Annotated in this window: 11 protein-coding genes; 7 read left to right on the forward strand and 4 right to left on the reverse strand. The window is 71.0% G+C overall.

Going from position 1 to position 25,899, the window contains the following annotated elements:
* Nucleotide 1: 1 nt before the first annotated feature.
* The 3 genes from WMF31_RS41445 to WMF31_RS41455 all read left to right on the forward strand — a co-directional run bounded on the left by WMF31_RS41445 (nucleotide 2) and on the right by WMF31_RS41455 (nucleotide 14,822).
* Nucleotides 2–5,434, forward strand: a complete 5,433-nt coding sequence (locus WMF31_RS41445) for an SDR family NAD(P)-dependent oxidoreductase (protein ID WP_436607393.1) — start codon at nucleotides 2–4, stop codon at nucleotides 5,432–5,434.
* A gap of 39 nt (nucleotides 5,435–5,473) precedes the next feature.
* Nucleotides 5,474–13,936 carry an amino acid adenylation domain-containing protein gene (locus WMF31_RS41450; protein WP_436607394.1) on the forward strand — a complete coding sequence of 2,821 codons (8,463 nt, stop codon included), beginning with the start codon at nucleotides 5,474–5,476 and terminating at the stop codon, nucleotides 13,934–13,936.
* Between the two features lie 61 nt (nucleotides 13,937–13,997).
* Nucleotides 13,998–14,822, forward strand: coding sequence for an FkbM family methyltransferase (locus tag WMF31_RS41455; RefSeq protein ID WP_436607395.1), 825 nt, complete (start codon nucleotides 13,998–14,000; stop codon nucleotides 14,820–14,822).
* A 79-nt stretch (nucleotides 14,823–14,901) separates the two neighbouring features.
* Here WMF31_RS41455 and WMF31_RS41460 read toward each other — a convergent pair whose 3' ends face one another.
* The gene (locus WMF31_RS41460; RefSeq protein ID WP_436607396.1) at nucleotides 14,902–16,788 is read right to left on the reverse strand and encodes an AAA family ATPase; all 1,887 of its coding nucleotides are present in this window, start codon (nucleotides 16,786–16,788) and stop codon (nucleotides 14,902–14,904) included.
* Between the two features lie 202 nt (nucleotides 16,789–16,990).
* Between WMF31_RS41460 and tnpA the strand changes: the two genes are divergently transcribed.
* The 3 genes from tnpA to tnpC all read left to right on the forward strand — a co-directional run bounded on the left by tnpA (nucleotide 16,991) and on the right by tnpC (nucleotide 19,425).
* Nucleotides 16,991–17,332: an IS66 family insertion sequence element accessory protein TnpA gene (gene tnpA / locus WMF31_RS41465; protein WP_436600137.1), complete on the forward strand. Its 342-nt coding sequence runs from the start codon at nucleotides 16,991–16,993 to the stop codon at nucleotides 17,330–17,332.
* A complete protein-coding gene (gene tnpB / locus WMF31_RS41470) occupies nucleotides 17,329–17,700 on the forward strand; it encodes an IS66 family insertion sequence element accessory protein TnpB (RefSeq protein WP_436600136.1) in 372 nt (123 codons plus the stop codon). The genes tnpA and tnpB overlap by 4 nt, the downstream gene beginning before the upstream one ends.
* Before the next feature lie 120 nt (nucleotides 17,701–17,820).
* A complete protein-coding gene (gene tnpC, locus WMF31_RS41475) occupies nucleotides 17,821–19,425 on the forward strand; it encodes an IS66 family transposase (RefSeq protein ID WP_436600135.1) in 1,605 nt (534 codons plus the stop codon).
* Between the two features lie 350 nt (nucleotides 19,426–19,775).
* On the opposite strand, the gene WMF31_RS41480 is transcribed toward tnpC, so the two are convergent.
* From WMF31_RS41480 to WMF31_RS41490, 3 genes are all read right to left on the reverse strand, one after another.
* A complete protein-coding gene (locus tag WMF31_RS41480) occupies nucleotides 19,776–20,312 on the reverse strand; it encodes an AAA family ATPase (RefSeq protein ID WP_436607397.1) in 537 nt (178 codons plus the stop codon).
* Nucleotides 20,313–21,168: 856 nt separating this feature from the next.
* Nucleotides 21,169–22,371 (reverse strand): SUMF1/EgtB/PvdO family nonheme iron enzyme, encoded by a 1,203-nt coding sequence (locus WMF31_RS41485; protein WP_436607398.1) that lies wholly within the window; start codon nucleotides 22,369–22,371, stop codon nucleotides 21,169–21,171.
* A 28-nt stretch (nucleotides 22,372–22,399) separates the two neighbouring features.
* Nucleotides 22,400–22,945 carry a TlpA family protein disulfide reductase gene (locus tag WMF31_RS41490; RefSeq protein WP_129356034.1) on the reverse strand — a complete coding sequence of 182 codons (546 nt, stop codon included), beginning with the start codon at nucleotides 22,943–22,945 and terminating at the stop codon, nucleotides 22,400–22,402.
* Nucleotides 22,946–23,174: 229 nt separating this feature from the next.
* Between WMF31_RS41490 and WMF31_RS41495 the strand changes: the two genes are divergently transcribed.
* Nucleotides 23,175–25,859, forward strand: a complete 2,685-nt coding sequence (locus WMF31_RS41495) for a HEAT repeat domain-containing protein (RefSeq protein WP_436607399.1) — start codon at nucleotides 23,175–23,177, stop codon at nucleotides 25,857–25,859.
* Nucleotides 25,860–25,899 lie beyond the last annotated feature (40 nt).

Below are 25,899 nucleotides of genomic sequence, written 5' to 3' on the forward strand. Positions count from 1 at the left end.
CATGCGGGAGCTCGGAGAGCTTCGCGACGCCATCGCGATCATCGGGCTGAGCGGGCGGTTCCCGCAGGCGAGCGATCCGGAGGCGTTCTTCAGGAACCTGTGCGAGGGCAAGGAGTCCATCGCGCGCTTCACCGACGAGGAGCTGCTCGCCGCCGGGGTCCCCCGGGCGCGCGTGGAGGACCCGCGGTACGTCAAGGCGCGGCCCTGCGTCGAGGACCCCGAGGGGTTCGACGCGGGCTTCTTCGGCTACAGCGATCGCGAAGCGCAGTGGATGGATCCGCAGCAGCGGCTGTTCCTCGAGTGCGCGCACGAGGCGCTCGAGCACGCGGGCTACGACCCGGCGCGGTACGCCGGCTGGATCGGCGTCTTCGCCGGCGCGAGCCTGAACACCTACCTCCTCGAGCACCAGCGCGCGCTGCCTGTCGCGCTCGACGCCGCGGAGGGGCTGGAGCTCCTGATCGCGAGCGAGAAGGACTACCTGGCGACGCGCGTCTCGTACAAGCTCGACCTGAAGGGCCCGAGCGTCACCGTCCAGACGGCGTGCTCGACCGGGCTCGTGGCCGTCCACCAGGCGTGCCAGAGCCTGCGCGCCCTCGAGTGCGACATGGCGATCGCGGGCGCCGTCTCGCTCATGTTCCCGCAGCGCCGCGGGTACCTGTACGAGCGCGGCGGGCCCTTCTCCCCCGACGGCCGCTGCCGCCCGTTCGACGCGGGGGCCGCGGGCACCGTGTTCGGCGACGCGGCCGGCGCGGTCCTGCTCAAGCGGCTCGAGGACGCGCTCGATCAGGGGGATTTCATCCACGCGATCGTCCTCGGCTCCGCGACGAACAACGACGGATCGGCGAAGGTCGGTTACACCGCCCCGAGCGTCGAGGGGCAGGCGTCGGTGATCACCATGGCGCACGCGGTGGCCGGCGTCCGCCCGGGCACCCTCGGGTACATCGAGGCGCACGGGACCGGCACGCCGCTGGGCGATCCCATCGAGATCCGCGCCCTGGAGCAGGCGTTCCGGCGCGACCCCGGCCCGCTCGGCCGGTGCGCGCTGGGGTCGGTCAAGGCGAACCTCGGGCACGCGGGCACGGCGGCGGGGATCGTCGGGCTCATCAAGGCGGTGCTGGCGCTCCGCGACGAGCAGATCCCGCCCACGATCCACCACGAGACGCCGAACCCCGAGCTCGCCCTCGACCGCACGCCGTTCTTCGTGAACACGGAGCTCCGCCCCTGGCCGCGGGGCGGCGTCCCCCGCCGGGCCGGCGTGAGCTCGTTCGGGATCGGGGGGACCAACGCGCACGTCGTCCTGCAGGAGGGCCCGCGCTACGAGGCGGCGCCCGGCGGCGAGGGCGAGCTCCTGGTCCTCTCGGCGCGGACCGACGCGGCGCTCTCCCGCCTGCGGTCGCGCCTCGCCGACCACCTGGAGCGCCACGGCGAGCTCTCCTTGCGCGACGTGGCGTTCACGCTGCTCGAGGGGAGGCGGCGGCATTCGCGCCGCGACCACGTGGTGGCCTCCTCGCTGTCCGAGGCCGTCGCGCGGCTGCGGCGCGCCGGCGAGGGGCGTGCGGCGGGCGCCGGCGAGGGGCGTGCGGCGGGCGCCGAGGACGCGGGCGTCGTGATGCTGTTCACGGGGCAGGGGAGCCAGCACCCGGGGATGGGCCGGTGGCTCTACGAGGAGCACGCCCTCGTCCGCGAGATCGTCGACGAGTGCGCGGGGAAGCTGGAGCCGCTCCTCGGCGTCGACGTGCGCCGCGTCGCGTTCGACGGATCGAGCGACGCGCTCCGGGACACCGGGATCGCCCAGCCGGCGCTGTTCGTGCTCGAGGTCGCCGTGGCCCGGTGGATCGAGTCGCTGGGCGTCCGCCCGAGGGCGCTCCTCGGCCACAGCGTGGGCGAGCTCGCCGCGGCCTGCGTCGCGGGGGTGCTCTCGCTCGACGACGCGCTGCGGGCGGTCGCCGCGCGGGCGCGGCTCATGCAATCGCTGCCGCGCGGGGCGATGCTCGCGGTGCCGCTCTCCGAACGGGCGGTGCTCGACGGCCTGCCCGCGGAGCTCTCGCTGGCCGCGGTGAACGCGCCAGAGCTCTGCGTCGTGGCCGGCGGCGAGGCGGCCGTCGCGCAGTACGAGGCGCGGCTCGGCGCGCGCGGGGTGCGCGGCCGGCGGCTCCAGACCTCCCACGCCTTCCACTCCCACGTGACCGAGCCGATCCTGCTCGAGTTTCGCGAGGTGATGGCCGGGATCCCGCTGCGCGAGCCCCGGATCCCCCTCCTCTCCAACGTCACGGGCGAGCGGATGACGGACGCCATGGCGCGCAGCCCGCAGTACTGGGCGGATCACCTGCGGCGCACGGTCCGGTTCGCGGACGGCGTGAGGGCGCTGCTCCAGGGCGGGGAGCCGCACCTGTTCGTGGAGGTCGGGCCGGGCTCGACCCTGTGCTCGCTGGTGCGCGCGCAGCTCCGGGGGGTGGAGGGCAGCGCGGCGGTCCCTGTCCTGCCCGGGCCCGGCGAGGCCGGCAAGGACCGGCAGGTGCTGCTCGAGGCGATGGGCGCGCTGTGGGCGCGCGGCGCCGACCTGCGCTGGCCCAGGGTGTCCCCGCGCGCGCAGGCGCGCCGCGTGCCGCTGCCGACCTACCCCTTCGAGCGCACGCGCCACGTCGTGGAGGCGGCGGCCCCCGAGCCGCCCGCGCGCGCGGCGGAGCGGGAGGCCCCCGCGCGCGCGGGCAGCGCGCGGCTGTTCCGGCTGCGGTGGTCGCGCCTCCTCCAGGCCGCGCCGGCGTCCGAGCGGGCGCGCGAGCGGCCGTGGCTGCTCCTCGCCGACGAGCACGACGGCGCGCGCGCGCTGGAGGAGCAGCTCCGCGCCGCGGGCGTCCGGCTCCTCCCCGTGCGGCCCGGGCCGGGCTTCGCGGAGCCGAGCCCCGGCGCGTTCGTCGTGCGCCCCGACAGCGAGCGCGACTTCCGGGAGCTCCTCGCGGCCCTCGACGCGCGAGGCCTCTCGCCCCGCCGCATCGTGCACCTGTGGAGCGCGCTGCCGGACCCGGGCGCGCGCCCCGAGGAGGCCCTCTCGCGGGGCGTGCTCAGCGTGTGCGCCCTCGCGCGGAGCCTCGCCGACGCGCTCACGGGCGCGCGCGCGGCGGACCTCGAGCTGACCGTCGTGACCCGGGAGGCACACGCGGTCGCCGGCGAGGCGAGGCACGCGCCCGACCAGGCGGCCCTCATCGGCCTCTGCCGCAGCCTGCCGAGCGAGCTCCCGTCGCTCCGCTGCCGCGTCGTCGACGTGCTCACCCCGCAGGGCGCGGGGGCGAGCGCGCCGTGGGCCCGGGCGCTCTCCGGCGAGCTCCTGGCCGACGCCGAGCACGACCTCGTGCTCCTGCGCGCGCAGCAGCGCTGGATCCCGACGTTCGAGCCGCTCGCCCGCGCGCCGGGCCCGTCGCGCCTGCGCGCGCGGGGCGTCTACGTGATCACGGGCGCCCTCGGCGGGATCGGGCTCCGCCTCGCCGAGCACCTCGCGCGCACCCACGCGGCGAGGCTCGTGCTGATCGGGCGGACGCCGCTCCCGCCGCGGCCCGCATGGCCGCAGTACCGCGAGCGCGACGACGCGCGCGCCGCCGTCGCCGAGATCCTCGACGTCCTCGGGCGGCTCGAGGAGGAAGGCGCCGAGCTGCTCGTCGCCGCCGCGGACGTGGCCGTGCGAGAGGACGTCGATCGGGTGTTCGCCGAGGCGAGGGCGCGCTTCGGGCGCATCGACGGCGTCTTCCACTGCGCCGGGATCCCGGGCGCGGGCCCGCTGCGCGGAAGGACGGACGAGGAGCTCCTCCGGGTCCTGTCGCCGAAGACCGCGGGCACGTGGAACCTCGCCGCGCAGCTCGCGCAGGAGCCGCAGGCGTTCCTCGTGCTGTGCTCGTCGATCTTCTCCCACGTCGGGGCGATCGGCCAGGCCGACTACGCCGCCGCGAACGCGTTCCTCGACGCCTTCGCCGGCGCGTACCACGACCAGACCGGCAACCCCGGGTTCGCCATCGCCTGGGACGGCTGGGCGCAGGTCGGCATGGCGGCGAGGGCCGGGATCACCGCGGCGGGGCCGCTCGGGCCGGGGCCCGCGTCGCGGCGCCGGGGGCCGCACCCGCTGATCGACCGGGTCGAGGGCGCGGCGCCTTCGCCGCGGGCGTTCCACAAGGCGTTCAGCCTGGCGCGCGACTGGACCGTGGCCGAGCACCGGATGCGCGAGGACGCGGTGGTGCCCGGCGCGGCGCTCCTCGAGATGGCGCGTGCGGCGGCCGCGCTCACCGGGCTGCGCGCCGTCGCCATCCACGATCTCCGGTTCCACGCCCCCTGCCGCGTGGAGGACGGCGCGCCGCGGTCCGTTTGCCTGACGATCCGGCAGCGCGGGGCGCGGACCGATTTCTCCATCGCCGTCCCGGACCTGGACGGGCCCGAGGGCCGGATCGCGTCGGGCTCCTGGACCCGGGCGGACGAGGACGCCGCGCGCCCGGTCGTGGACGTCGCGTCGATCCGCGAGCGCTGCGGCCCGGCCTCGTCGTGGCGGCTGTTCGAGGCCGTGAACGCGAGCGGGCTCATGCGGTGGGGGCCTCGCTGGGACAGCATCGAATCGCTCCATGTCGGGGGCGACGAGGCGCTCGCTCTCCTCTCGCTGCGCCCGGAGCTCGCGTCCGACCTGGCCGAGTACGGCCTGCACCCGGCGTTGCTCGACGTGGCGACCGCCATCGCCGCCGCGCTCGACCCCCGGGGGGCCTATCTCCCCGTGGCGTGCGGCCGCGTCGTGTGCCTCGCGCCCACCCCCGCGAGGCTGTTCAGCCACGCTCGCCTGCGCCGCGACGACACCGCGCCCGGGCGCGCGCTCTCCGCCGACGTGACGCTGTTCGACGAGCAGGGGCGCGTCATCGCCGCCATCGAGGGCTTCGTGCTCGAGCGCGTCCAGGGCGACGCCGGCGCCGCGCTCTCCGCACCGGCGCAGAGGACCGCGCCGGGCATCGACCCCGCGGACGGCATCCAGGCCATCGAGCAGGTCCTCGCGCTCGCCGGGCCCGAGCAGATCGTGGTGTCGCCGCACGAGCTCTCGTCGCTCGTCGAGCAGCGGCGCCTCGCCCGGGTCGCGCCGCCCGCGGCGTCGGCGCGCGCGCTCCGGGAGGACGAGCTACCCCGCGACGAGATCGAGCGAACGCTCGCCGCGCAATGGGAGGAGCTGCTCGGCCGCCGGCCGATCGGCATCCACGATGCGTTCTTCGAGCTCGGGGGGCACTCGCTCCTGGCCGTCCAGGCCCTCTCGCGCATCAAGGAGGCGTTCGACATCGACCTGTCGACGCGCGACCTGTTCGAGGGGGCGACCGTCGCCCGGGTCGCGGAGAAGATCACGGGCGCGCTCGCCGCGCGGCTCGAGGAGCTCGAGCTCCTGGCGGGCGGCGCCGCCCCCGCCGACGAGCCGTCCTGAGGCGGGGGAACGCACCGGAGCCGGAAGAGGAGCGCGAAGGTGACCGAGCTAGCGCAGCGGATCAAAGGCCTGTCGTCCGAGGAGCTCAGGGCGCTCGTCGCGACGTTGAAGCAGAGGCGCCCTCGCGCGGACGGAGCGGCCCCGGGGCCGGTGCGGACCGGGGCGCGGACGCGCTTCCCCCTGTCGTTCGCGCAGCAGCGGCTCTGGTTCCTGTACCGCTACGCGCCCGACAGCCCGGCGTACAACCTGCACGCGGCGGTGCGCTTCCGCGGCGCGCTCGACGGCGCGGCGCTCGAGGGCGCGCTCTCGCGCCTCGCCGAGCGGCACGACATCCTGCGGACGCGCTTCGACGAGGACGCCGGGGACGCGTACCAGGAGGTGCTGCCGGCGGCCGCGGTCTCCGTGGCGCTCACGGACCTGTCCTCGATGGATCCGGCGGCCCGCGAGCGGGAGCTCGCCGAGCGGTGCGCGCAGGCGGCCCACGCGCCGTTCGTCCTCGAGCGCGGCCACCTCCTGCGGGCCGTCCTCCACCGCCTTTCCGCGGAGGAGCACGTCCTGCTCCTCGTGACGCACCACATCGCGAGCGATCACTGGACGTGGGGCGTGCTGATCCGGGAGCTCGGCGCCCTCTACGACGCGCTGGTCGCGGGGCGCGCCCCGGAGCTCCCCGAGCTGCCCGTCCGGTACGGGGATTACGCCGTCTGGCAGCGCGGCCAGTGGACGCAGGAGCGCCTCCAGCGGGAGCTCGGGTACTGGGAGGAGCGGCTGCGCGGCGCGCCCGGCCTCCTCGAGCTCCCGCTCGACGCGCCGCGCCCGGCGACGCAGACCTACCGCGGGGCGAGGACGTCGCTCACGCTGCCGCGCGCGCTGTGCGAGTCGCTCAAGGCCCTGTGCCAGCGGGAGGGCGTCACCCTGTTCATGGCCCTCCTCGCCGCGTACCAGACGCTCCTCTGCCGGTACACGCGGCGGCCGGACGTCGTGGTCGGGTCGCCGGTCGCCGGGCGGACGGCGCGGGAGATCGAGCCGCTCGCGGGGATGTTCGTCAACAACCTCGCGCTCCGCGCCGACCTCTCGGACAACCCCACGTTCCTGGAGCTCCTCCAGAGGACCCGGCGCGACACGCTCGACGCCCTGGCGCACGCCGAGCTGCCGTTCGCGCTGCTCGTCGAGGCGCTGAAGCCCGAGCGGAGCCCGTCGCACCCGCCGCTGTTCCAGACGATGCTCATCCTCCAGAGCGCGGCGGCCGAGCTGCCGGCGTTCACGGGGCTCACGGCCGAGCCGGTGGAGGTCCCGGCGAGGGCGTCGAAGGTCGACTGGACGATCGAGGCGTGGGACCGCCCGCAGGGCCTCCGGCTCGATCTCGAGTACAACACCGACCTCTTCCGCCGCGAGACCGCCGACCGGCTGCTGAGGAGCTACGAGGCGCTCCTCCGCGCGTCGGTCGCCCGGCCCGAGGCGGCCGTGCTCGACCTGCCGATCGTGCCCGAGGACGACGCGCGGCGCCTCGAGCAGTGGAACCGCACCGAGCGCCCCTTCCCCGCGGACGCGCGCGTCCACGAGCTCTTCGAGCGGCAGGCGCAGCGCGGCCCGGAGCGCGTCGCGCTCGTGTTCGCAGGGCAGGAGATCACCTACGGGGCGCTCGATCGCGCCGCGACCCGGCTCGCGCGGCGGCTGCGCGCGGAGGGCGTCGGCCCGGGCGTCCCCGTCGCCGTCTGCCTGGAGCGCTCGCCCGGGCTCGTCGTCGCGCTGCTCGCGATCCTCAAGGCGGGCGGCGCGTACGTGCCGCTGGATCCCGCGCTGCCGGGCGAGCGCATCGCGTTCATCCTGAGCGATCTGGGCAGCGCCGTCCTGCTCACGGAGCGCGCGCTCCGCCTCGAGATCGCCGGCGCGCCCCGGCGCGTCCTGCTCCTCGAGGACCTCGAGGCGCAGACCGATCCGGACGAGGCGCCCCCCGTGGCCCCGGCGAGCAGCCGGGACCTCGCGTACATCCTCTACACGTCGGGCTCGACCGGGCGCCCCAAGGGCGTCGAGGTCGAGCACCGCAGCGTCGTGACCTTCCTCTGGGCCATGAAGGACAGGCCCGGCCTCGACGCCGACGACGTGCTGCTCTCGGTGACCACGGCGTCGTTCGACATCTTCGTCCTGGAGCTGTTCTTGCCGCTCAGCGTGGGCGCGAGGACGGTCCTCCTGTCCGCGGCCGAGGCGCGGGACGGCGCCGCGCTCGTCGGGGCGCTGGAGCGCTCCGGGGCCACGGTGATGCAGGCGACGCCGAGCACCTGGCGGCTGCTCCTCGCGGCCGGGTGGACGGGCAGCCCGCGCCTCCGAGCGCTCGCGGGCGGCGAGGCCCTGCCGCGGGATCTCGCCGGGCCGCTCCGGGCGCGCGTGGGCGCCCTCTGGAACATGTACGGCCCGACGGAGACCACCGTGTGGTCCGCCGTGGCGCGCATCGACGATCCGGCGCGGATCACCCTCGGAACGCCGATCGCCAACACGCGCGTCTACATCCTCGACGACCGGCGGAATCGGCTCCCGATCGGCGTGGCCGGGGAGCTCGTCATCGGCGGGGCGGGCCTCGCCCGCGGCTACCACGACCGGCCCGAGCTCACCCGGGAGCGGTTCCTCCCCGATCCGTTCTCGGACGAGCCGGGCGCGCGGATGTACCGGACCGGCGATCTCGCCCGGATCACGCACGACGGCCTCATCGAGTACCTCGGCCGGCTCGATCATCAGGTCAAGATCCGCGGCTATCGCGTGGAGCTCGGCGAGATCGAGGTGACCGTCGCGCGGCACCCCGGCGTCGCGGAGTGCGTGTGCGCGGCGCGCCGGGACGCGGTGGGCGAGGGCGTGCTCGTGGCCTACTACGTGCCGGCGGCGGAGGGGGCGACGCCCGACGCGCTCAGGGCGCACGCGCGCGCCTCGCTCCCCGAGTACATGGTCCCGGCGCATTTCGTCGCGCTGCCCCGGCTGCCGCAGACGCCGAACGGCAAGATCGATAGGAACGCGCTCCCCGACCCGGGCGAGCAGGGGGGCGCGGCGGCGCGAGAGCGGGACCGGGAGCCGCCGTCGACCGACGCGGAGCGGCTCGTGGCCGCCGTGTGGGAGGAGCTCCTCGGGCGCGCCCCGAGCCGGACCGATCGCTTCTTCGAGCTCGGGGGCCACTCGCTGCTCGCGATGCGCGTCGTCTCCCGCCTCCGCGAGCGCGCGGGGCTCGAGGTCCCGCTGCGGTGGCTGTTCGACAGGCCGGCGCTCGCCGATCTGGCCGAGGCGATCGGGCAGCTCACGGCGTCCTCGGCGCGCCCGCCGCTGCGCCGGCGGGATCCGGCGGCGGTGGTCCCCCTGTCGTTCGCGCAGACCCGGCTCTGGTTCCTCGACCGGCTGGCGCCCGGGACCGGCGCGTACAACGTCGGCTCGGCCGCCGTCCTCGAGGGGCCGCTCTGCGAGCGCTCCCTCGAGGGGGCGCTCCGCGCGGTGATTGCGCGGCACGAGGCGCTCCGCACCGTGTTCCGCGCCGTGGGCGGGGCGCCCGTCCAGATCGTGCAGGCGCCCGCGGCGATCGACTTCCGGGTCACCGACCACCGCGGGCTCGCCGAGGAGGCGCGCGCCCCGGCGGCCGTCGCGCGGCTGCGGGAGGTGGTCGCGCGCCCCTTCGACCTCGCGAGCGGCCCGCTCTCGCGGGCCGAGCTCGTGCGGATCGGCGACGAGCGCAGCCTGTTCGCGTTCGCGATGCACCACATCGTGACCGACGGCTGGTCGCACGAGATCTTCGTGCGCGAGCTCGCCGCCGCGTACGCCGCGATCGAGCAGGGCGAGCGCCCGAGCTTCGGCGAGCTCCCGGTCCAGTACGGCGACTACGCCCTCTGGGAGCGGCGGTGCTGGGACGGCGCGGCGCGGGGCGAGCAGCTCGAGTTCTGGGAGGCCGAGCTCGCGGGGGCGAGCCACGCGCTCGACCTGCCGACGGATCACCCGCGCCCCGAGGAGAAGCGGTACGCGGGGGCGCGCCACCCCTTCCGGTTCTCGCGGGAGCTGACCGGGGCGATCGAGCGCCTCGGCCGCGAGCGCGGCGCCACGCCGTTCATGACGCTGATGGCCGGGTTCCTCGCGCTGCTCCACCGCCTCGGCGGGCAGACGGACCTCCTCGTCGGTACCCCGATCGCGGGGCGCGACCGCCCCGAGCTCGAGGACGTCATCGGGTGCTTCGTGAACACGCTCGTGTTCCGCGGGAGGCTGGAGGGCGATCCGACGTTCGCCGCGCTCCTGGATCGGGTGCGGGACACGGCCGTGCGGATCTTCGCGCACGCGGAGATCCCGTTCGAGCGGCTCGTGAACGCCCTCCGGTCGGAGCGGGATCTCGGCCGGACGCCGCTGTTCCAGGTGATGTTCGCGTTCCAGCCCAGGGTGCCCGAGCCGATCACGCTGGGCGGGGCGCGGGTGACCCCGATCGATCTCGACCCCGGGACCGCGCAGTACGACCTCACGCTGTCGATGCAGCACGACGGATCGTGCCTGAGCGGGCACTTCGAGTACGACACGGCGCTGTTCGAGGGCGAGACGATCGCGCGTCACGCCGCGCTCTTCGAGCGCATCCTGGTCGAGGCCGCGCGGCGGGCGGACACCCGGATCTCCGCGCTCCTCCAGGGCGAGCCCCTCGCGGCGCCGGCGCCCGGGCGCGGCGCGCTCTCGGCGCCCGCGCTCCCGTTCGCGCGGGGCCTGGCCGGAGGGGAGCCCGTCCGGCTCGTCCGGCGCGCGCTGCGCCTCGACGGCGGCGTCGTCCGCGGGCTGGCCGAGCGCGCGACGAGGGCGGGGGTCAGCCCGGCGGCGGCCGTCGCCGCGGCGTTCGCCGAGGTCGTGGCGTACTGGAGCACGTCGCCGCTGGCCATGACGTTCCAGGCCGCGCGCGCGCCGTCGCGCGGGGACAGCGGCGCGATCGACGTGGAGATCGGCTCGGGCGGCGGCCACCTCGAGGGGATCCCGGAAGGCGAGGTGACGCTCGCGCGCCTCGCGCGGGCCATCGACGGGGCCCTCGCGGCCAGGGGCGCGCCCGCGCCGCAGGGCGAGCATCACCCCGGCGGCGCCGCCCTCCGGCTGCGCGTCCCCGCGCCCTCTCCTGGCGAGCGCGGCGGCGCCGCCGCGCCGGGCGCCTGCCTGGCGCTCGAGGCGCGATGGGACGGGGGCGGGGCCGCCCTCTCGTGGAGCGCCGCCGAGGCGCTCTTCCCCGAGGGCCTCCCCGCGGACCTGCTCGAGGCGTACGAGGCGCTCCTGACGCGGCTCGCGCAGGGGGACGCGCCCTGGCACGAGGCCACGCCGGTCGCGCTGCCGGCGCGGCAGCGGGCGATCCGCGCGCGCGTCAACGGCGCGGTCCGGGCGCTGCCCGACGAGCTCCTGCACAGCGGCTTCGTGCGGCGCGCGGCGCTCCGGCCCGACGCGCCGGCGGTCATCGGTCCCGAGCGGACGCTGAGCTACGGCGAGCTCGACCGGCTCAGCAACGCGATCGCGCGGCGGCTCCGCCGGCTCGGCGCCCGGCCGAACGCGCTCGTCGCGGTGGCGGCGGTGAAGGGCTGGGAGCAGATCGCGGCGATCCTGGGCGTCGTCAAGTCGGGGGCGGCGTACCTGCCCGTGGATCCGGAGTGGCCGGCGGAGCGCATCCGCGCCGTCCTGGACCAGGGGGAGGCCGAGATCGTCGTCACGCAGGCGCGCCTGGCCGCGTCGCCGGCCTGGCCCGAGCGGGCCCGGCTGGTCGTGGTCGACGACGAGGGCGCGCTCGCGTCGGAGGACGACGCCCCGCTCCCGGCGGCCCAGGGGCCGGACGATCTCGCGTACGTGCTGTTCACGTCGGGATCCACGGGCAAGCCGAAGGGCGTGGCGCTGGACCACCGCGGGCCGCTGAACACGATCCTGGAGTTCAACGAGCGCCTCCAGATCTCGCCGTCGGACCGCGCGATCGCGCTCTCGGCGGCGCATTTCGACCTGTCGGTGTACGACCTCTTCGGGCTGCTCGGCGCCGGGGGCGCGCTGGTCGTCCCCTCGCCGGAGGGCCTGCGGGATCCCGCGCACTGGCGGCACCTCATCGACGCGCACGGCGTCACGGTGTGGAACTCGGTGCCCGCGCTGATGCAGATGCTGGTCGAGCACCTCGGCGCCGGCGCGCGGGCCTGCGCTTCCCTGCGGTGGGTCATCCTGAGCGGCGACTGGATCCCCGTGCCCCTGCCCGACCGGATCCGCCGCGCCTGCCCGGGGGCTCGGGTCATCGGCTCGGGGGGACCGACGGAGACCTCGATCTGGTCGATCTTCTATCCCATCGGCGAGGTGGACCCGACCTGGACGAGCATCCCCTACGGCAAGCCGCTCAGGAACCAGCGCGTCCACGTCCTCGACGCGCGCATGCGGCCTTGTCCGGAGTGGGTCACGGGCCGCATGTACGTCGGCGGCGTCTGCCTCGCGCGCGGGTACCACCGCGATCCCGCGCAGACCGCGGAGCGCTTCATCGAGCACCCCGACACGGGCGAGCGGCTCTACTGGACAGGAGACCTGGGGCGGTATCTCCCCGACGGGAACATCGAGTTCGTCGGCCGCGAGGACTTCCAGGTCAAGATCCAGGGCAACCGCATCGAGCTCGGGGAGATCGAGGCCGCGCTCGCGCGGCATCCCGGCGTCGAGCGCGCGGTGGTCGTCGTGGACACGGCCCCGGCCGGGGGCAAGCGCCTCGTCGCCTGCTACGTGCCCGCGCCGGGGGCGTCCGTCGAGCCGCGGGCGCTCTCGGACTTCCTCGCGGCCAGGCTGCCGCGGACCATGGTGCCCGGCGCCTGGGTCGCGCTGGATCGCGTGCCCCTGACGGCCAACGGCAAGGTCGATCGGACCGCGCTCCTCGATCGCGCGCGCTCCCGGGGCCAGGCGGCCGGCCCGGCGACCCGGGCGCCGTCCTCGGAGGCCGAGCGGCGGATGGCGGCGCTCTGGGCCGAGGTCCTCAAGCTCGATCGGGTGGGCGTGGACGACAACTTCTTCGCGCTCGGCGGCGACTCGCTCCTGGGCATCGCCCTCGTGGACCGGGCGCGCGAGGCGGGGTTCGACATCACGCCGCGGCAGCTCTTCCAGCACCAGACCGTCGCCGGGCTCGTGGCGCAGCGCCCCGCGGCGGCGAGCCCGGTCCTCGACGACGACGACCCGTCCGGGGAGCGGCCGCTCACCCCGCTGCAGCGCTGGTACCTCGAGCAGGTCGATCATCGCGGCCGGCCGGAGCGCTGGAACGTCAACCTCCTGCTCGAGGTCACGGCGCCGCTCGATCTCGACCGGCTCGGGCGCGCCGCCCTGCGCGTCGTGAACCGCCACGAGGCGCTCCGCGCGCGCTTCGAGCGCGCCCCCGGCGGCTTTCTCCAGCGGATCGATCCGCCCTTCACCGAGGCGCCGTTCACGTGCGTGGACCTGTCCGGGCTGCCGGAGGAGGAGCGCGCGGCGGCGCTCGAGCGGCGCTGCGATCGCCTGCAGGACGGCCACGCGCTCGATCGCGGGCGGCTGTTCCGGATCGTGTACTTCCGGTGGGACGAGGCGGGGCGTGGCCGGCTGTGGCTCAACGCGCACCACCTCGTGGTCGACTGGATGTCGATCGTGCTCGTCGCGCGCGATCTGCAGGCGATCTACGACCAGCTCACCGCGGCGGCGGAGGCTCGTCTACCGCCCGTGGGGACCTCGATCGGCCGCTGGGCGCGGGCGCTCGAGCGCTGGGTCCAGGACGAGCTGGTGCCGGCCGAGCGGGGGTACTGGCTCGGGCTGCCCTGGGGCGAGATCGACCTGCTCCCGGCGGATCACCCGTCGACGCGCCATCGGTACACGGTGGCGTCGATCCGGGATCACTGGGCCTCGCTCCCGGAGCGCGAGTCCAGAGCCCTCTTGCGGGAGGTGCCCGCGCGGCTCGGCGTGAGCACGGAGAGCGCGCTCATCGCCGCGCTGCTCCGCGGCGTGACCGGCTGGACGGGGCGCGCGTGGCAGGACGTCATGGTGCTCCACGCGGGCCGAGATCTCATGCCCCATCGCCCGGATCTCGACGTGTCGCGCACGGTGGGGTGGCTCAGCGCCGAGCGGGTGCTCGTGCTCCGGCGCCCGAGCGCGCGAGAGCCCGTCGCGGCGCTGCTCGACCTGAGCCAGCAGATCGAGCGCGTCCCGAGCGGGGGACACGGCTACAACCTGCTCCGGTACCTCGGCGGCGACGCCGAGCTCTCCGCGGCGCTCGGGCGGCTCCGGAAGCGGCCGGGGATCCTGTTCAACTACCAGGGGCAGATCGACGAGCCCGGCCCGGGCTCGGTGATGCGCATGGCGGCGGAGAGCACGGGATACGACGAGCCGGCGACGAACCTCCGGTTCAACCTGCTCGAGTGTCACGTCCTGGTGCGCGGGGGGCAGCTCGTGTTCCGGTGGCGCTACAGCGCGAACGTGCACGAGCTCGCGACCGTGGAGCGGCTCGCGGCCGACGTGATCGCGTTCCTGCGGGACGTGGCGGGCGCGGTCCGGTGATCGGCGTCCAGAGAGGTGCATCCGCGGCGCGAGCGGCCGCGGGGCGACGGGAGCCATCGAGATGAAGACCTTCATGATCACGCTGCCGAACCGGAGGGTCGTGCACGATCGCGTGCCCGACATGGCGAGGACGCTGTACCAGCAGGTGCAGGGCTACTTTCGCCCGAGGCTGCTGGGCGCGCTCGCTGCGGACGAGGTGACGGTCGTCGACGTCGGCGCCAACATCGGGATCTTCGCGATCGAGGTCCTCCAGCGCACCCGGGGTCGAGCGCGGATTCACTGCTTCGAGCCGATCCCGGAGACGTTCGAGCTCCTCACGAGGAACGTGCGGCCCTGGTCCGAGCGGGTCCGCGCGCACCGCGCGGGCCTGGGGCGGGCGGCGGGGGAGGCGACGTTCCATTACTCGCCGCGCCAGAGCGCGATCTCGAGCATGTACGACATGATGGCGAGCGACGACAAGGAGGCGACGCTCGCGGCCATCTACGATCGTCGGATATGCGACAAGCACCACGCGGAGCTGCCGGCGTACATGAGGTATCTCCCGCGCTCGGTGAACTCGGCGCTCATCGACGGTCACGGCTGGTGGATGAAGCGCGGCATGACGCGCGTGACCTGCCCGCTGACGACGCTCTCCGGGTTCATGGCGCGGGAGGGGCTCGAGCGCATCGACGTGCTCAAGGTGGACGCGGAGAAGGCCGAGCTCGACGTGCTGGAGGGCATCCGCCCTGGGGACTGGGGCAAGATCCGGACGATCGCCATCGAGCTCCACGATTTCGAGGGGAGGGCCGAGCGCGTCCAGCGGATGCTGGTCGATCACGGTTTCGAAGTCGAGACCGACCGCGTGTGTCCCGAGGATGTGATCATCACCATGATGGGGTATCGTTAGTACATTGTCGCCAGGTCCCGCTCGTTCCTGGTCGTATGGATGTTTTGCGAGGTTGCTTAGCTCTCGGAGAAACTCTTCGCTACTCGGTCCATTGATATTCTTGCTCCCCCGACATGGCAGCCAGTGCCCCATCGGCCGACTCGGCATCCACTAAACCAACAAGTTCTGCCGCAAAGTGTATCGAGTCGTGACGGTGAATTACAACTGTTCCGCGATCACCCCACTCAGCCTCCGGATTGTCAGCGCTAATCTCGCACAGCCATCGTCCATCGGTAAGCCTCGATACCTGAACACGCTTCAGCGTGTACGAGGCCATCTCTATATGCTCGTTGATCGCAATGGCGTACACGCCGCCATTGCGAATATTGCCGAGGAACGCCTCGGCGGGCAGCATGTTGTCCACAGTGCGACCAAGGAGGAAGTCCTTCTTTCGAAGCACGACCATATCACCCCTCACGAGAGTGTCGGCCATGGAGTCGCCTCGAACATGTGCAAAAAATTCTGTGTGCCCATCTCGTGCTGACGCCAAATAGCCATCGCTCGAGAGTTCGATCACGCGACCGGGGCCTGCGGCGATTTCGACGAATTGACCAAAAGCGCAGGCGCGATTAAACTTTCGAGTGCGAAAGTCAATGCGCTCCAGTCTTGATCGGTAATTTCGTCTCTCTGGAAGTCGCAGTTTGATGATTGAGACGGAGGGGGCCGGAGACGTCCGAGTAGAATGTCTCGGTGCGGCACGAAGCTCTGAGACTTTCTTGTTTAGTACAAACTCGAAAAACCTGAGTAGGTCAGCAGAGATCTCCGGCATGTCCTGAATCATTTGGGTTATTCGAAATGGCTTGTCCTTGTTCCACGATTTCTTCCACTGTTCTCCAAATATCTGACGCTCAAAATTTGGCTGATGTTTTAAGAGGCGAGTTTTGTCATTGTTTATATAATCGAGTATGACGCGGTTCGCACGTGCAGCAGAGCCTTCCGGAGCTATGTTCTCGTCATTGTTGACTGCATCCTCATCATGAACAACACGGTATGCGATGTTAAACGCGTTTAAGACGTGTTGAAATGCGGTTATGGTCCATTTCCCTCGGCAGTTGACGATGGCGACGCGGCGCCGATGTGAGAGGCAGACATTGATGTCAATTTGTTTCTCCTGGTACAGTCTTTCGGCGATCGCAGATACCGCAGCAACCTCAGAGTCGCCCTCTACTAGGCACACCTCGTTGGTAAAAAACACTTCGTTTGCGGTAGGATCGAAATTGAGCATCATTCTCAATCTGCGACGCTGCTGGGAAGCTGTCTCTCCATGAAATATGTCGTCCTCTCGCTGCGTCTTGTGGACGTTTCCGTTGATTCTTCGTAAAATGGCTATGCCATCGTGGCGATCTGCCAGGTCGAGAAACGTTGGTGAGTGTGTGGTGCATACTACTTGTGCTGTTCCCGAACGAGCAATGCGGAGCAAGGTGTCACGCATGCGCCGGCACATCTCGGGATGCATATATATTTCAGGCTCCTCGACGAGCAGCAGTATCGGGCGTCGACGAGCGCTATCATGCGACTGCTTATGCTTGACCAGCAACTGAAGCAGGGCTAGGACGAGCGAACGCTGTGCCCCATGGCCCTGATGTTCAGGTTTCGTGATGACAGTGCCGTCCCTTATCAATAATCTCGTATTTGCAGCAAGATCAGCACTTAAGCTCGGGGCATCAAACTGTAGCTTGGCTCCGATTCCGCCAGCGCGAAACATCTCCTCAAGCTTGTTAGTAATCTCTCTCTCGAGGTCAGCTACAACGTCGTCTTTTGTCGCGTCATCAAATATCCGTGCCAACCTAGCCATTTCGGTATGAAATCCAGCTATGGCGGGATGATTTGCGAGTTCCTTCTCAAACATTGCCTCAACGATCTGTCTGACCGCCGACTTGCGCTGCGAAACGTCTGCCTCCTCTCTCGTTTCGCGAATGGCAGGCACGTATATTACTCGCGGCAAAACTGAGTCGAGTACAGATTTTAGCCCTCCGGGGTTCTCTGCCCAGTCCACCTCAGATGTAACTGGAATCGTATCGGAGCATGACTCAAGAGCAATTTCCTCTAGCTTAGTCCGTATGCGTTCGGCGGTCCCCATACTGTCTTCGAGCCTCCGGGCTGCGTAGAAAACCGCACCGGAGGTATCGATGGACGAGAGCACACGCACCTGGCGCGACCGTGTGGCGCGCTGGCACAAGAGCGGGCACTCCGCCCGCGTGTTCGCAGAGCAGGAGGGGGTCAACGCCGGCACGCTCTACTCCTGGAGCCGCCGGCTGGGCATGAAGCGGAGCGAGCACCGGCAGCGCTCGGAGGGGGCGACGCTGCCGGCGCTGCTGCCCGTGGTGGTCGCCCCGGCAGGAGCTACGGCGCCCTCGTCGAGCGCACCGCTGGAGATCGTCTTGCCGGACGGTGCGGTCGTCCGTGTCCCGCCGTCGTTCGACGAGGCCACGCTGGCGCGCGTCGTTCGTGCGCTCGGGGGTGCGCGATGATCCCGGGCCGTGTCTCGATCTACGTTGCCACCGAGCCGCTCGACCTGCGCCGGTCGTTCGATGGCCTTGCCGCCGTCGTGCGCGAGGTGCTGCGGCAGGATCCCCTCTCCGGCGCGCTGTTCCTCTTCTTCAACCGGGCAGCCGACCGCTGCAAGGCCCTGTGGTGGGACCGCAGCGGGTATTGCCTGCTTTACAAAAGGCTAGAGCGCGGAACGTTCCGAGTCCCGCGCGCGATCACACCGGGCGGCACGAGCGTCGTCATCGACGCCGCCGAGCTCGCGAAGATCCTTGAAGGCATCGCGCTTTCGCCCTCGAAGCTGCGGCGAGAGGTCCGGCTCGCCGAGGCTGCACCGCCTCCAGCGCCCTGATCCTACCCGAGAGCTCTGCATGCTTCCGGGGTGCATCGATAGCTGCATTCCCGTGAGAGGTAGTAATTTTCCTCAACAATCCTCTTCAAAAAACATGAGCTCACGAGTACTTACGGCGCCGTGAGCAAGCCGCTCGAGGAGCAGATTCGTGAGCTCAAGGACAAGCTTGCGCGCGCTTCCCACGAACGGGACGAGTACCGCAAGCTCTACGAGCTCGCCAGCATCGAGCTGGAGCGGCTTCGCCGGCACATCTTCGGCCAGAAGGCCGAGCACGTCGACCCAGCGCAGATGCAGCTCGCCTTCGACGCGATCGTGCAGATGCTCGCGGGCGCCGGTGCGCAGCCGGACGCGGGCGCGACCAGCTCGCCGGACGGCCACGATGGCGCGGCGCCGAACGGCTCCTCCGGAGGCGGGGACAAGAAGCGCCAGGCCCGCCCGCACGGGCGGCAGCGCCTGCCCGAGCATCTGCCTGTCGAGCGGATCGAGCTGTTGCCGCCGGAGGCGCAGGATGAACGCGCAACCACGCTTGTCCGTATCGGCGAGGAGGTGTCGGAGACGCTGGAGTGGCGGCCCGCGAGCTTCGTGCGGCTGCAGATCGTGAGGCCGAAGTTCGCGGTCAAGGGTGAGCCCGAGCAAGGTATCACGATTGCGGACGTCCCCGACAGCCCCATCCCGCGCAGCCTCGCCGGTCCGGGGTTGCTCGCGCACGTGCTGGTGAGCAAGTACGCGGATCACTTGCCGCTCAACCGGCTGGAGAAGATGTTCGAGCGCTGGGGCGTTCACCTGTCGCGCTCGACGCTGTGCGGCTGGGTCGAGTCGTGCGCCGACCAGCTCGCGATCCTCGTCGGGGCGATGGCCAAGGACGCCCTGAATGCGCACTGCATCGCCATCGACGCCACCGGCGTGCTCGTGCAAGCAAAGGAGAAGTGCCGGCGGGGCCACTTCTGGGTCCTGGTGGCGGACCGGGATCACGTCCTGTTCCGGTTCACGCCCCATCACAACCAGGATGGCCCCAAAGAGTTCCTTCGCGGCTACAAGGGCTATGTTCAGGCCGACGCCTCGAGCGTCTACGAGCAGCTCTTCCGCACCGAAAAGGTGACCGAGGTCGGTTGCTGGGCCCATTGCCGGCGGAAGTTCTTCGAGGCGATGACCTCCGACCGAGACCGCGCGACGGTAGCCATCGGCTTCATCCGCAAGCTCTACGCGATCGACAAGGCGACCAAGAAGCTGTCTCCGAACCGTCGAACCGAGCAGCGCCGGACGGATGCCGAGCCCGTGCTCGTGGCCTTCCGCGCCTGGCTTGAGACAGAGGACCTGCTCGTCCTGCCGAGGAGCCCCATCGCCGGCGCCATCGGCTACGCGCTCAACCAATGGGTCGCACTCACTCGCTTCCTCGAGGATGGTCAGCTCCGCCTGGACAACAACCGGAGCGAGCTCGAGCTCCGCCGTGAAGCCGTGGGCAGGAAGAACTGGCTCTTCGTGGGCAGCCAGGACGGCGCCGAGTGGAACACCACCATCGTGTCGCTCATCGCCTCCTGTGCGCTGCACGGCATCGAGCCCTGGGCTTACTTGCGCGATGTGCTGATCCTGCTGCCAACCTGGCCTCACGAGCGGGTCATCGAGCTCGCTCCCAAGTCCTGGAAGCAGACCCTCGAGAACGCTGACACTCGGCAACGGCTCGCGGCCAGTCCGTGGTCTCGGGCGCCGGCCGCAGCCCCGAGCTGATCGCTGCTCGGCCTCGCCATCCGCTGCCGCGGGCACGGACGCACCGTTGCCGGCCGCCAGACTCGCGGCTCGCCGGCGTTGACGCGCTGGTGCCGCCTCTTCGGCCCTCGCTCGGCCGGCGCGTGGCCGCCGGCGCCGCGTCGACGACTCGGGCTCGGCAGAGGCATCGGCGGCACGCGGCTTCGCCGCCGTGCGGCTGCGGGCGACCTGCACTCGGGCGGCGATGTCGGCGTCGACCGCCGCGTCCCCCGCTCGCTGCTGCGCCCAGCCTCCCTTCGTCGCAGGCCGCTCTTGCTCTGGCATCGCGTCGCGAATCTACGGCGGCGGCACGCACCTCGCGAGGATGGGGTCTACAGAACGGATACCTTAGTCCTGAGTGCTGCTGTTATGTTCGTTATCTTTCCGTGTGCTTGTTCATACAGATCTATGACTTTGTTCCAACCACTGGCCCGCTCGAGATCAATGCGTTTGCGAGCATTGTCAGGCCATGTGGGAAATCTTGTTCGTGTTTTGTATGCCCAGCACGTTGGCTCTGTGCTTGGCTTGTTCCATACCTTCTTTATTCGAAATCGATTATTGTAGGCGTTTGGATGAATTGCCGGTTCCTTAAGGTCTTCGCTGTTTATACTGTCGAACTCAAGTTCAACCTCGATAGCCGTCCCATCGATTTTTCCTTCTGGAAAGTGGTCGTCAGTTGGCTTTATTGGCGGCACTTCTGGGCATGCCAAGCACAGTGCCTCAAGCACGGATGACTTGCCAACGTTGTTTTCTCCAACAATGGATAAGAAGTCGGCAGAGCCAGGTCTCGATTGATCGGTTTTGGGGATGGTTAGCTCGAGCTCTCTGATGGATTTGAAATTTCTTATAATGAGCTTTGCTAGTCGCATTCTGTGGTCTGGGTGGTTGTGTGAAGTTTGGGCGAGCGTGTTCTTGTGCTTGGTTGTGGATCTTTTGTTTTGTGTCGGGGCTCTGATGTTGTTGATCGTGTCGTTGATGTTTCTGGTTGGTTATTTGCTTTTGTTGTTGGTTGTGTCGTGTCTGTGGTTTCTCGTTGGGATCGATCTCTTCGTTGTTGTGGATCTGGTTTGGTTCTCGTTGGTATGATTTGTGTGAGGATGTTTGTGTGGTTTGTGGCGTTGGCACCTTCGCGGCAGTATAAACGGCAGGTGCGATTTTGTGTGCTATTCTCCCGGTTAAATCATCTTCTAGAATATCGAAGGGCGTCGAGTGTGTCAAAAATGCTGGCTTATGGGCCGGTGTATGCCGCAGGTGGTCGGATCCTCGTTCGTCGAGGCACCAGAAGCCCGTGGCTGCAACGGACCATGGTGCCCAGCGAGTCTCGCGGTAATTCAACCTGTTCGTTGTTCTAAATAGAGCGGCACGGAACTCGAGGGCAACAGGAACGGCTACCGTGCGAGTGGGTGTCCATCAAGGAAGCGGTAGGCCCCCGGAGAGGGTGTTCGTGGGGCGGCGTGGGGGACGGACCGATGTCTGAGCCCGATTGACGTTCTTTCACTGGCGTGCAGTACACGCCGGTGAAAGAACGTCCCAGGCGAGTTCGGTGGGGCCCCCACGCCGCCCCACGAACACCCTCTCCGGGGGCCGGGCAGCTCGGCATATCCTCGCTCCCTTCCTCCCTCGCTCCCTTCCTCCCTCGCTCCCTTCCTCCCTCGCTCCCTTCCTCCCTCGCTCCCTTCCTTCCTCCCTCCCTCCCTCCCTTCCTCCCTCTCTCCCGCCCGCCCCTCACCGGATCGTCTTGCAGCACCGGAACCCCAGGTGGTAGTTCGCGTGCCACGCGTTCTCCATCGGCTCCACGTGCCACCGCGGGCTGAACGCGCAGTGATCCGGGTACGTCTCCCGCCCCGCCGGCCTGGGCGCGTCGTGCTCGCGGGCGACCTCGGCGTAGAACCACGCGCTCCCCTTGAGCTGGCTGTACACCTTCCCGTCGTCCCGGTCGCGCCGCGTCATGATCTCGGCCACGTTGCCGTGCTGATCGAACACCCCGAACCGCGATCGACACGCAGGATACGCCCCCGAAGGCTCGGTATCGGTCCCGCACGTCTCGTACGCCGAGCGCGCCGTGTCGCCGTCGCACGGCTTGCCGTCGATCCCGCGCAGCCGCATCTGCGTGTTGCACACGGCCAGATCGAGCTCGTCCCCGTACGCGTACACCCTCGGCGCTCCGCCCTCCGGATCGCCCCCGCACGCGAGGCTCCACTCCTCCTCGGTGCAGAGCCGCTTGCCCTGCAGGCTGCAGACGGCCGCCGCCTGCGTCGGGCTCGCCCACACCATCGGCAGCTCGCACGCCCGGTTGGGGAACTCGAAGATGTCGATGCAGAACGCCGCCGGCGCCGGCTTCCCGCGCCGGTACCGGTGGACGGGCACCATGTTCTCCTCGCCGCCGCACCGGGCGCGCTGCTCCTCCGTCTGGAGCACGATCCCCGACAGGCCCGCGAGACACTGCTCCTTCGAGCGCGTGTGCTGCGCGAGCGCCTTGTTGCCGTGGTGGATGCGCGCCGGCGTGCCGCCGCCGAAGTTCTTCTCCAGGAAGAGCTCGGGGTTCCTGAGCCTGCGCTCCCGCTCCGTGAACGCCTTCAGCGAGAACAGCCCGAGCAGCTCCTCCCGCGCCTCGTGGTGGATCGCCATCGGGTCGCCGCCCGGCGCCGCGCCGCCCGGCGCCGCGCCGCCCGGCCCCTCGCCGCCCGGCCCCTCGCCAGGAGCCTGCGCAGGCCCGCCCGCCGAGCCCGTCGGCTCGCCGGCCGGGCTCACGGGCGCGGGTCCCCCCGGCGCAGACGCGGCGGGCGCAGGAGCGGGCGCGGGCGCGCTCCCCGACGGCGGCGCGCCGCCCTCCTCGCGGCCGCACCCCCCGCCGTCCCGCGAGCACGACGGCGCGGCCACGGCGAGCGCCGCGAGGGCGAGGCGCAAGGAGCGGAGCGGCGCGGGCACCTTGACGGACGTCAGCGGCGAGGGGAGATCACAGCGTCGCCGCGACGATCTCGGACAGGCTCGCCTCGTCGATGACGCCGGTCAGGTAGGCCACGACCTTCCCCTGCCGATCGATCACCACGAGGCTCGGCAGCCGCTCCACCCCGTACCGGACCGACGCGTGCTTCTCGGCGTCGATGAGGATGGGATACGACAGGCCCTTCTGGATCGCGTACTGGCTGGCCACGTGCGGAGGATCGTCCACGTTGACGCCGAGCACCACGAGCCCCTTCTTCTGGTAGCGACGCGAGATCCGCTCGAGGATCGGCGCCTGCACCGCGCACGGGCCGCACCACGTCGCCCAGAAGTCGAGGATCACCGGCTGCCCCTTCAGCTCCGCGAGCTGCATGCGCGCGCCGGGATCGCCGTTCGCCGCGACCGGCAGCGTCACGTCGGGGGCCGCCGCGCCGATCATCCCCCCGGCGCCGGGCGACAGGCGCGGGAGCACCGCGAGCCCGAAGAGCGCGCTCAGGGCGATCAACACCGCGATGGCGGGGTAGAGAATCTTACTGGAATTGAACTCGGGTTCGGCCATACGGGGCCACGGCTTTCATAGCAAATCTTTGGGCCGGCGTCCGAGCGGCTCTGGTAGGGTCCGGCGCCTCGACCGGCCGGGCGCTTCGCGCCTGGCCCGGGGTCTGTGGCGCAGCGCGGCCCGCCGCGCGACGCCGCCGCCCGCCGGTGGGGGTCGGGGGCGCAGCGCGGCTCGCCGCGCGACGCCGCCGCCGTTCGGGTAACGTCGTCGCCCGCGCGCTGGAGGAACCATGCTCGATCGTCCCAATCTTTCACGAGAGAATCCTGCGGGGCCGCGCGAGCGGCGCCCGCCGCCCGGGCTCCTGGCGGCAAAGTGGCCGCCCGATGACGATGACCTCGGCGGCCCCGGGGCCCCGCCGGCGCCCGGCGGCGGCGGCGGCGGCTTCGCGGAGGACGGCAACTTCAAGCGCGGTCGCTTCAGCCCCGTGTCGATCCTCGTCGGCGTCCTCCTCGTGCTCGGGGGCGCGGGCGCCGTCTGGCTCGGCGTCAAGCAGGAGAGCCAGAAGATGTCCGTCGAGGCCGTCGCCAAGGAGAAGAAGAACATCTTCGTCCTGCCCCAGAAGGACCAGATCCCCCTCTGGCGCAAGTGGGCCGCCGCCAGCACCGAGCCGTCGCTCCAGCAGGAGGCGCTCATGCAGCTCGCGTGGGCCGGCGACGCCGAGGGCGTCGCGCTCGCGACGAAGGCGCTCTCGCAGCCCGACCACCGCGTGAAGGGCGTCGCCGCGCAGGTGCTCGCCTACTACGGCTCGCCCAAGGCCGACGGCGCGAAGCCCGCGCTGCTCGAGGCGCTCAAGGCCGCCGACGAGAGCGACCGACCGCAGATCGTCTGGGCGCTGGTCGAGCTCAAGGAGCCGGCCGCGTTCAAGGACGCGATGGACCAGTACAGGAAGGGGTTCCTGTCGAAGGTCCAGCGGCTCGGCGGCGGCGCCGCGTTCGATCCCGAGAAGCTCGCCGGCCTCGTGTCGCTCGACGAGCTCGCGAAGCTCGCGGGCGACGAGAGCCCGTCGGTGCGGCAGCTCGTCGCGACGGTCCTGTCGCGCAACGCCGAGTCCAAGTGGACGAGCGCGCTCATCGCGCTCGTGAAGGACAAGGACGTCGAGGTCGCGCGCGAGGCCGCGAACGGCCTCGGGCGGATCGGCGACGAGACCGCGCGCGCCCCGCTCCTCGAGGCCCTGGCGAACGCCGACAAGGACAGCCGCCAGCGCTTCCTCGAGGCGCTGCGCGACGGCATCGGCGGCGAGGGGCTCGTCCTCGCCCTCGACAGCGTGAAGCAGGAGCCGGAGGAGACGACCTGGTTCCAGACGAAGCAGATCATGGAGATGCTGCGCGAGCTCGCCGATCCGCGCGCGGCCGACCCGCTCGTCGCGTGGATCGAGAAGAAGAAGCCGTCGCTCCACTGGCAGGGCGAGGCGGGGACGCGGCTCGCCGAGATCGGCGACATCCGCGGCGCCAAGTACATCGGCGAGCGGATGCTGGCCGACCCGCTCAAGCTCTACAAGGTCGAGAAGTTCTGGGAGGCGGACGAGGGCGGGCACCTGTCGCGCACCGATCTGCCGCGCGTCGTCGGCGCCCGGATGCTCGCCGATCTCGCCGTGATCCACGCGGACAAGAGCGACGAGCTCAAGGCCGCGGCCGAGGATCCGGTCATCCTGTGGCTCAAGGATCGCCCGCAGCCGCACGCCAACGGCCTCCGGTTCCTCGCCACGGTCAGGTCCGACAAGATCCTGAAGCCGATGCGCGACTGGGCGTTCCCGACGGACCCGCTGCCCAAGGAGGGGCAGCAGCCGCCGTTCCCGGCGGCGTTCGAGACGGCGCAGAGCGCGCTCCGCTACATCGGGCGGATGAAGGACGAGCCCTCCTTCCCGCGGCTGATCGATCAGTTCAGTCGGAAGGAGGACCCGAAGATGGACATCACCCAGGCCGGGCTCCAGGGCGCGGGCCTCGCGATGATGGGCATGGCGCTGCGCGCGGTCGCCTACGGCGCGGCGCAGGGGCTCGCCGAGTGGGGCGATCCGCGCGCCGTGGAGCCGCTGACGAAGCTCATCGAGGACGAGACGTGGCACGAGGAGGCCCGCCAGGCCGCGTGCGAGGCGCTCGCCTGGTGCGCCGACGACGAGGCGATGATCGAGGTGGCGAAGAAGGCGAAGGACTTCGCGAGCCAGAAGGAGCCGCGCAAGCAGCTCATCGGCGCCTGCTACGCGTCGTCGCTCGCGCTCCGCCCGGTGCCCGGCGCGGCCGCCGAGCTCGTGTCGCTGCTCACGCCCGACATGGAGCCCGGGGTGCGCATCGCGCTCGCGCGCGCGATCGGCATCGGCGGCTTCGACGAGCCGGTGCAGAACCAGCTCTTCGAGAAGCTGAAGGACACCGAGGTCCGGAACGCCGCGGCGCTCGCGCTCATCCTCGGCGGCACGACCGACATCGCGGCGCGGACGGTCGCGACGTACGCCGACCTCGACAGGGCGGCGCTCGACGACCTGAAGGACCACTACTACCGCGCCTTCGGCTACTGGTCGGAGGAGGACTTCAAGCGCGGCAACCTGTACCGGTACGTCGCGAACGCCGAGGCGATCACGCGGGTGAAGATCGCCGAGGCGCCGCAGGAGTGGGCGCGGCAGCGGCTCCAGGCGCAGTTCGACAACCTGAAGTTCGACAACGGCCCGCACTCGGAGACGCGCGTCGTGCTGCGCTACCGGCTCTACCAGGCGGCGAAGAGCGGCGACGGCGCGCAGAAGAAGGGCGCGATCGAGACGCTCAAGTTCATGAAGGAGAAGGGCGCGCTCATGGCCCTGCGGCACGAGCAGGGCGAGACGGGCGCGCTCGCGAAGCGCGCGTTCCACGAGCTCATGAACCCGAAGGCCACGGTGGCCGAGGATCTGAGCAAGTTCGCGCCGGAAAAAGGCAGCGCCAACCTGTAGAGCGGCGCCCTTTTCGGGGGCGGGTGGCCGCCGGTGCGGT

Origin of the sequence: Sorangium sp. So ce1036 (genome assembly GCF_051369805.1) — a bacterium.
Lineage (GTDB): Bacteria > Myxococcota_A > Polyangia > Polyangiales > Polyangiaceae > Sorangium > Sorangium cellulosum_F.

What these genes read in the sequence shown, in the direction of transcription:
- WMF31_RS41445 (WP_436607393.1), top strand. Translation starts at nt 2, where the DNA reads ATGCGGGAGCTCGGAGAGCTTCGCGACGCCATCGCGATCATCGGGCTG.
- WMF31_RS41455 (WP_436607395.1), top strand. Translation starts at nt 13,998, where the DNA reads ATGAAGACCTTCATGATCACGCTGCCGAACCGGAGGGTCGTGCACGAT.
- tnpA (WP_436600137.1), top strand. Translation starts at nt 16,991, where the DNA reads ATGGACGAGAGCACACGCACCTGGCGCGACCGTGTGGCGCGCTGGCAC.
- tnpB (WP_436600136.1), top strand. Translation starts at nt 17,329, where the DNA reads ATGATCCCGGGCCGTGTCTCGATCTACGTTGCCACCGAGCCGCTCGAC.
- WMF31_RS41480 (WP_436607397.1), bottom strand. Translation starts at nt 20,312, where the DNA reads ATGCGACTAGCAAAGCTCATTATAAGAAATTTCAAATCCATCAGAGAG.
- WMF31_RS41490 (WP_129356034.1), bottom strand. Translation starts at nt 22,945, where the DNA reads ATGGCCGAACCCGAGTTCAATTCCAGTAAGATTCTCTACCCCGCCATC.
- WMF31_RS41495 (WP_436607399.1), top strand. Translation starts at nt 23,175, where the DNA reads ATGCTCGATCGTCCCAATCTTTCACGAGAGAATCCTGCGGGGCCGCGC.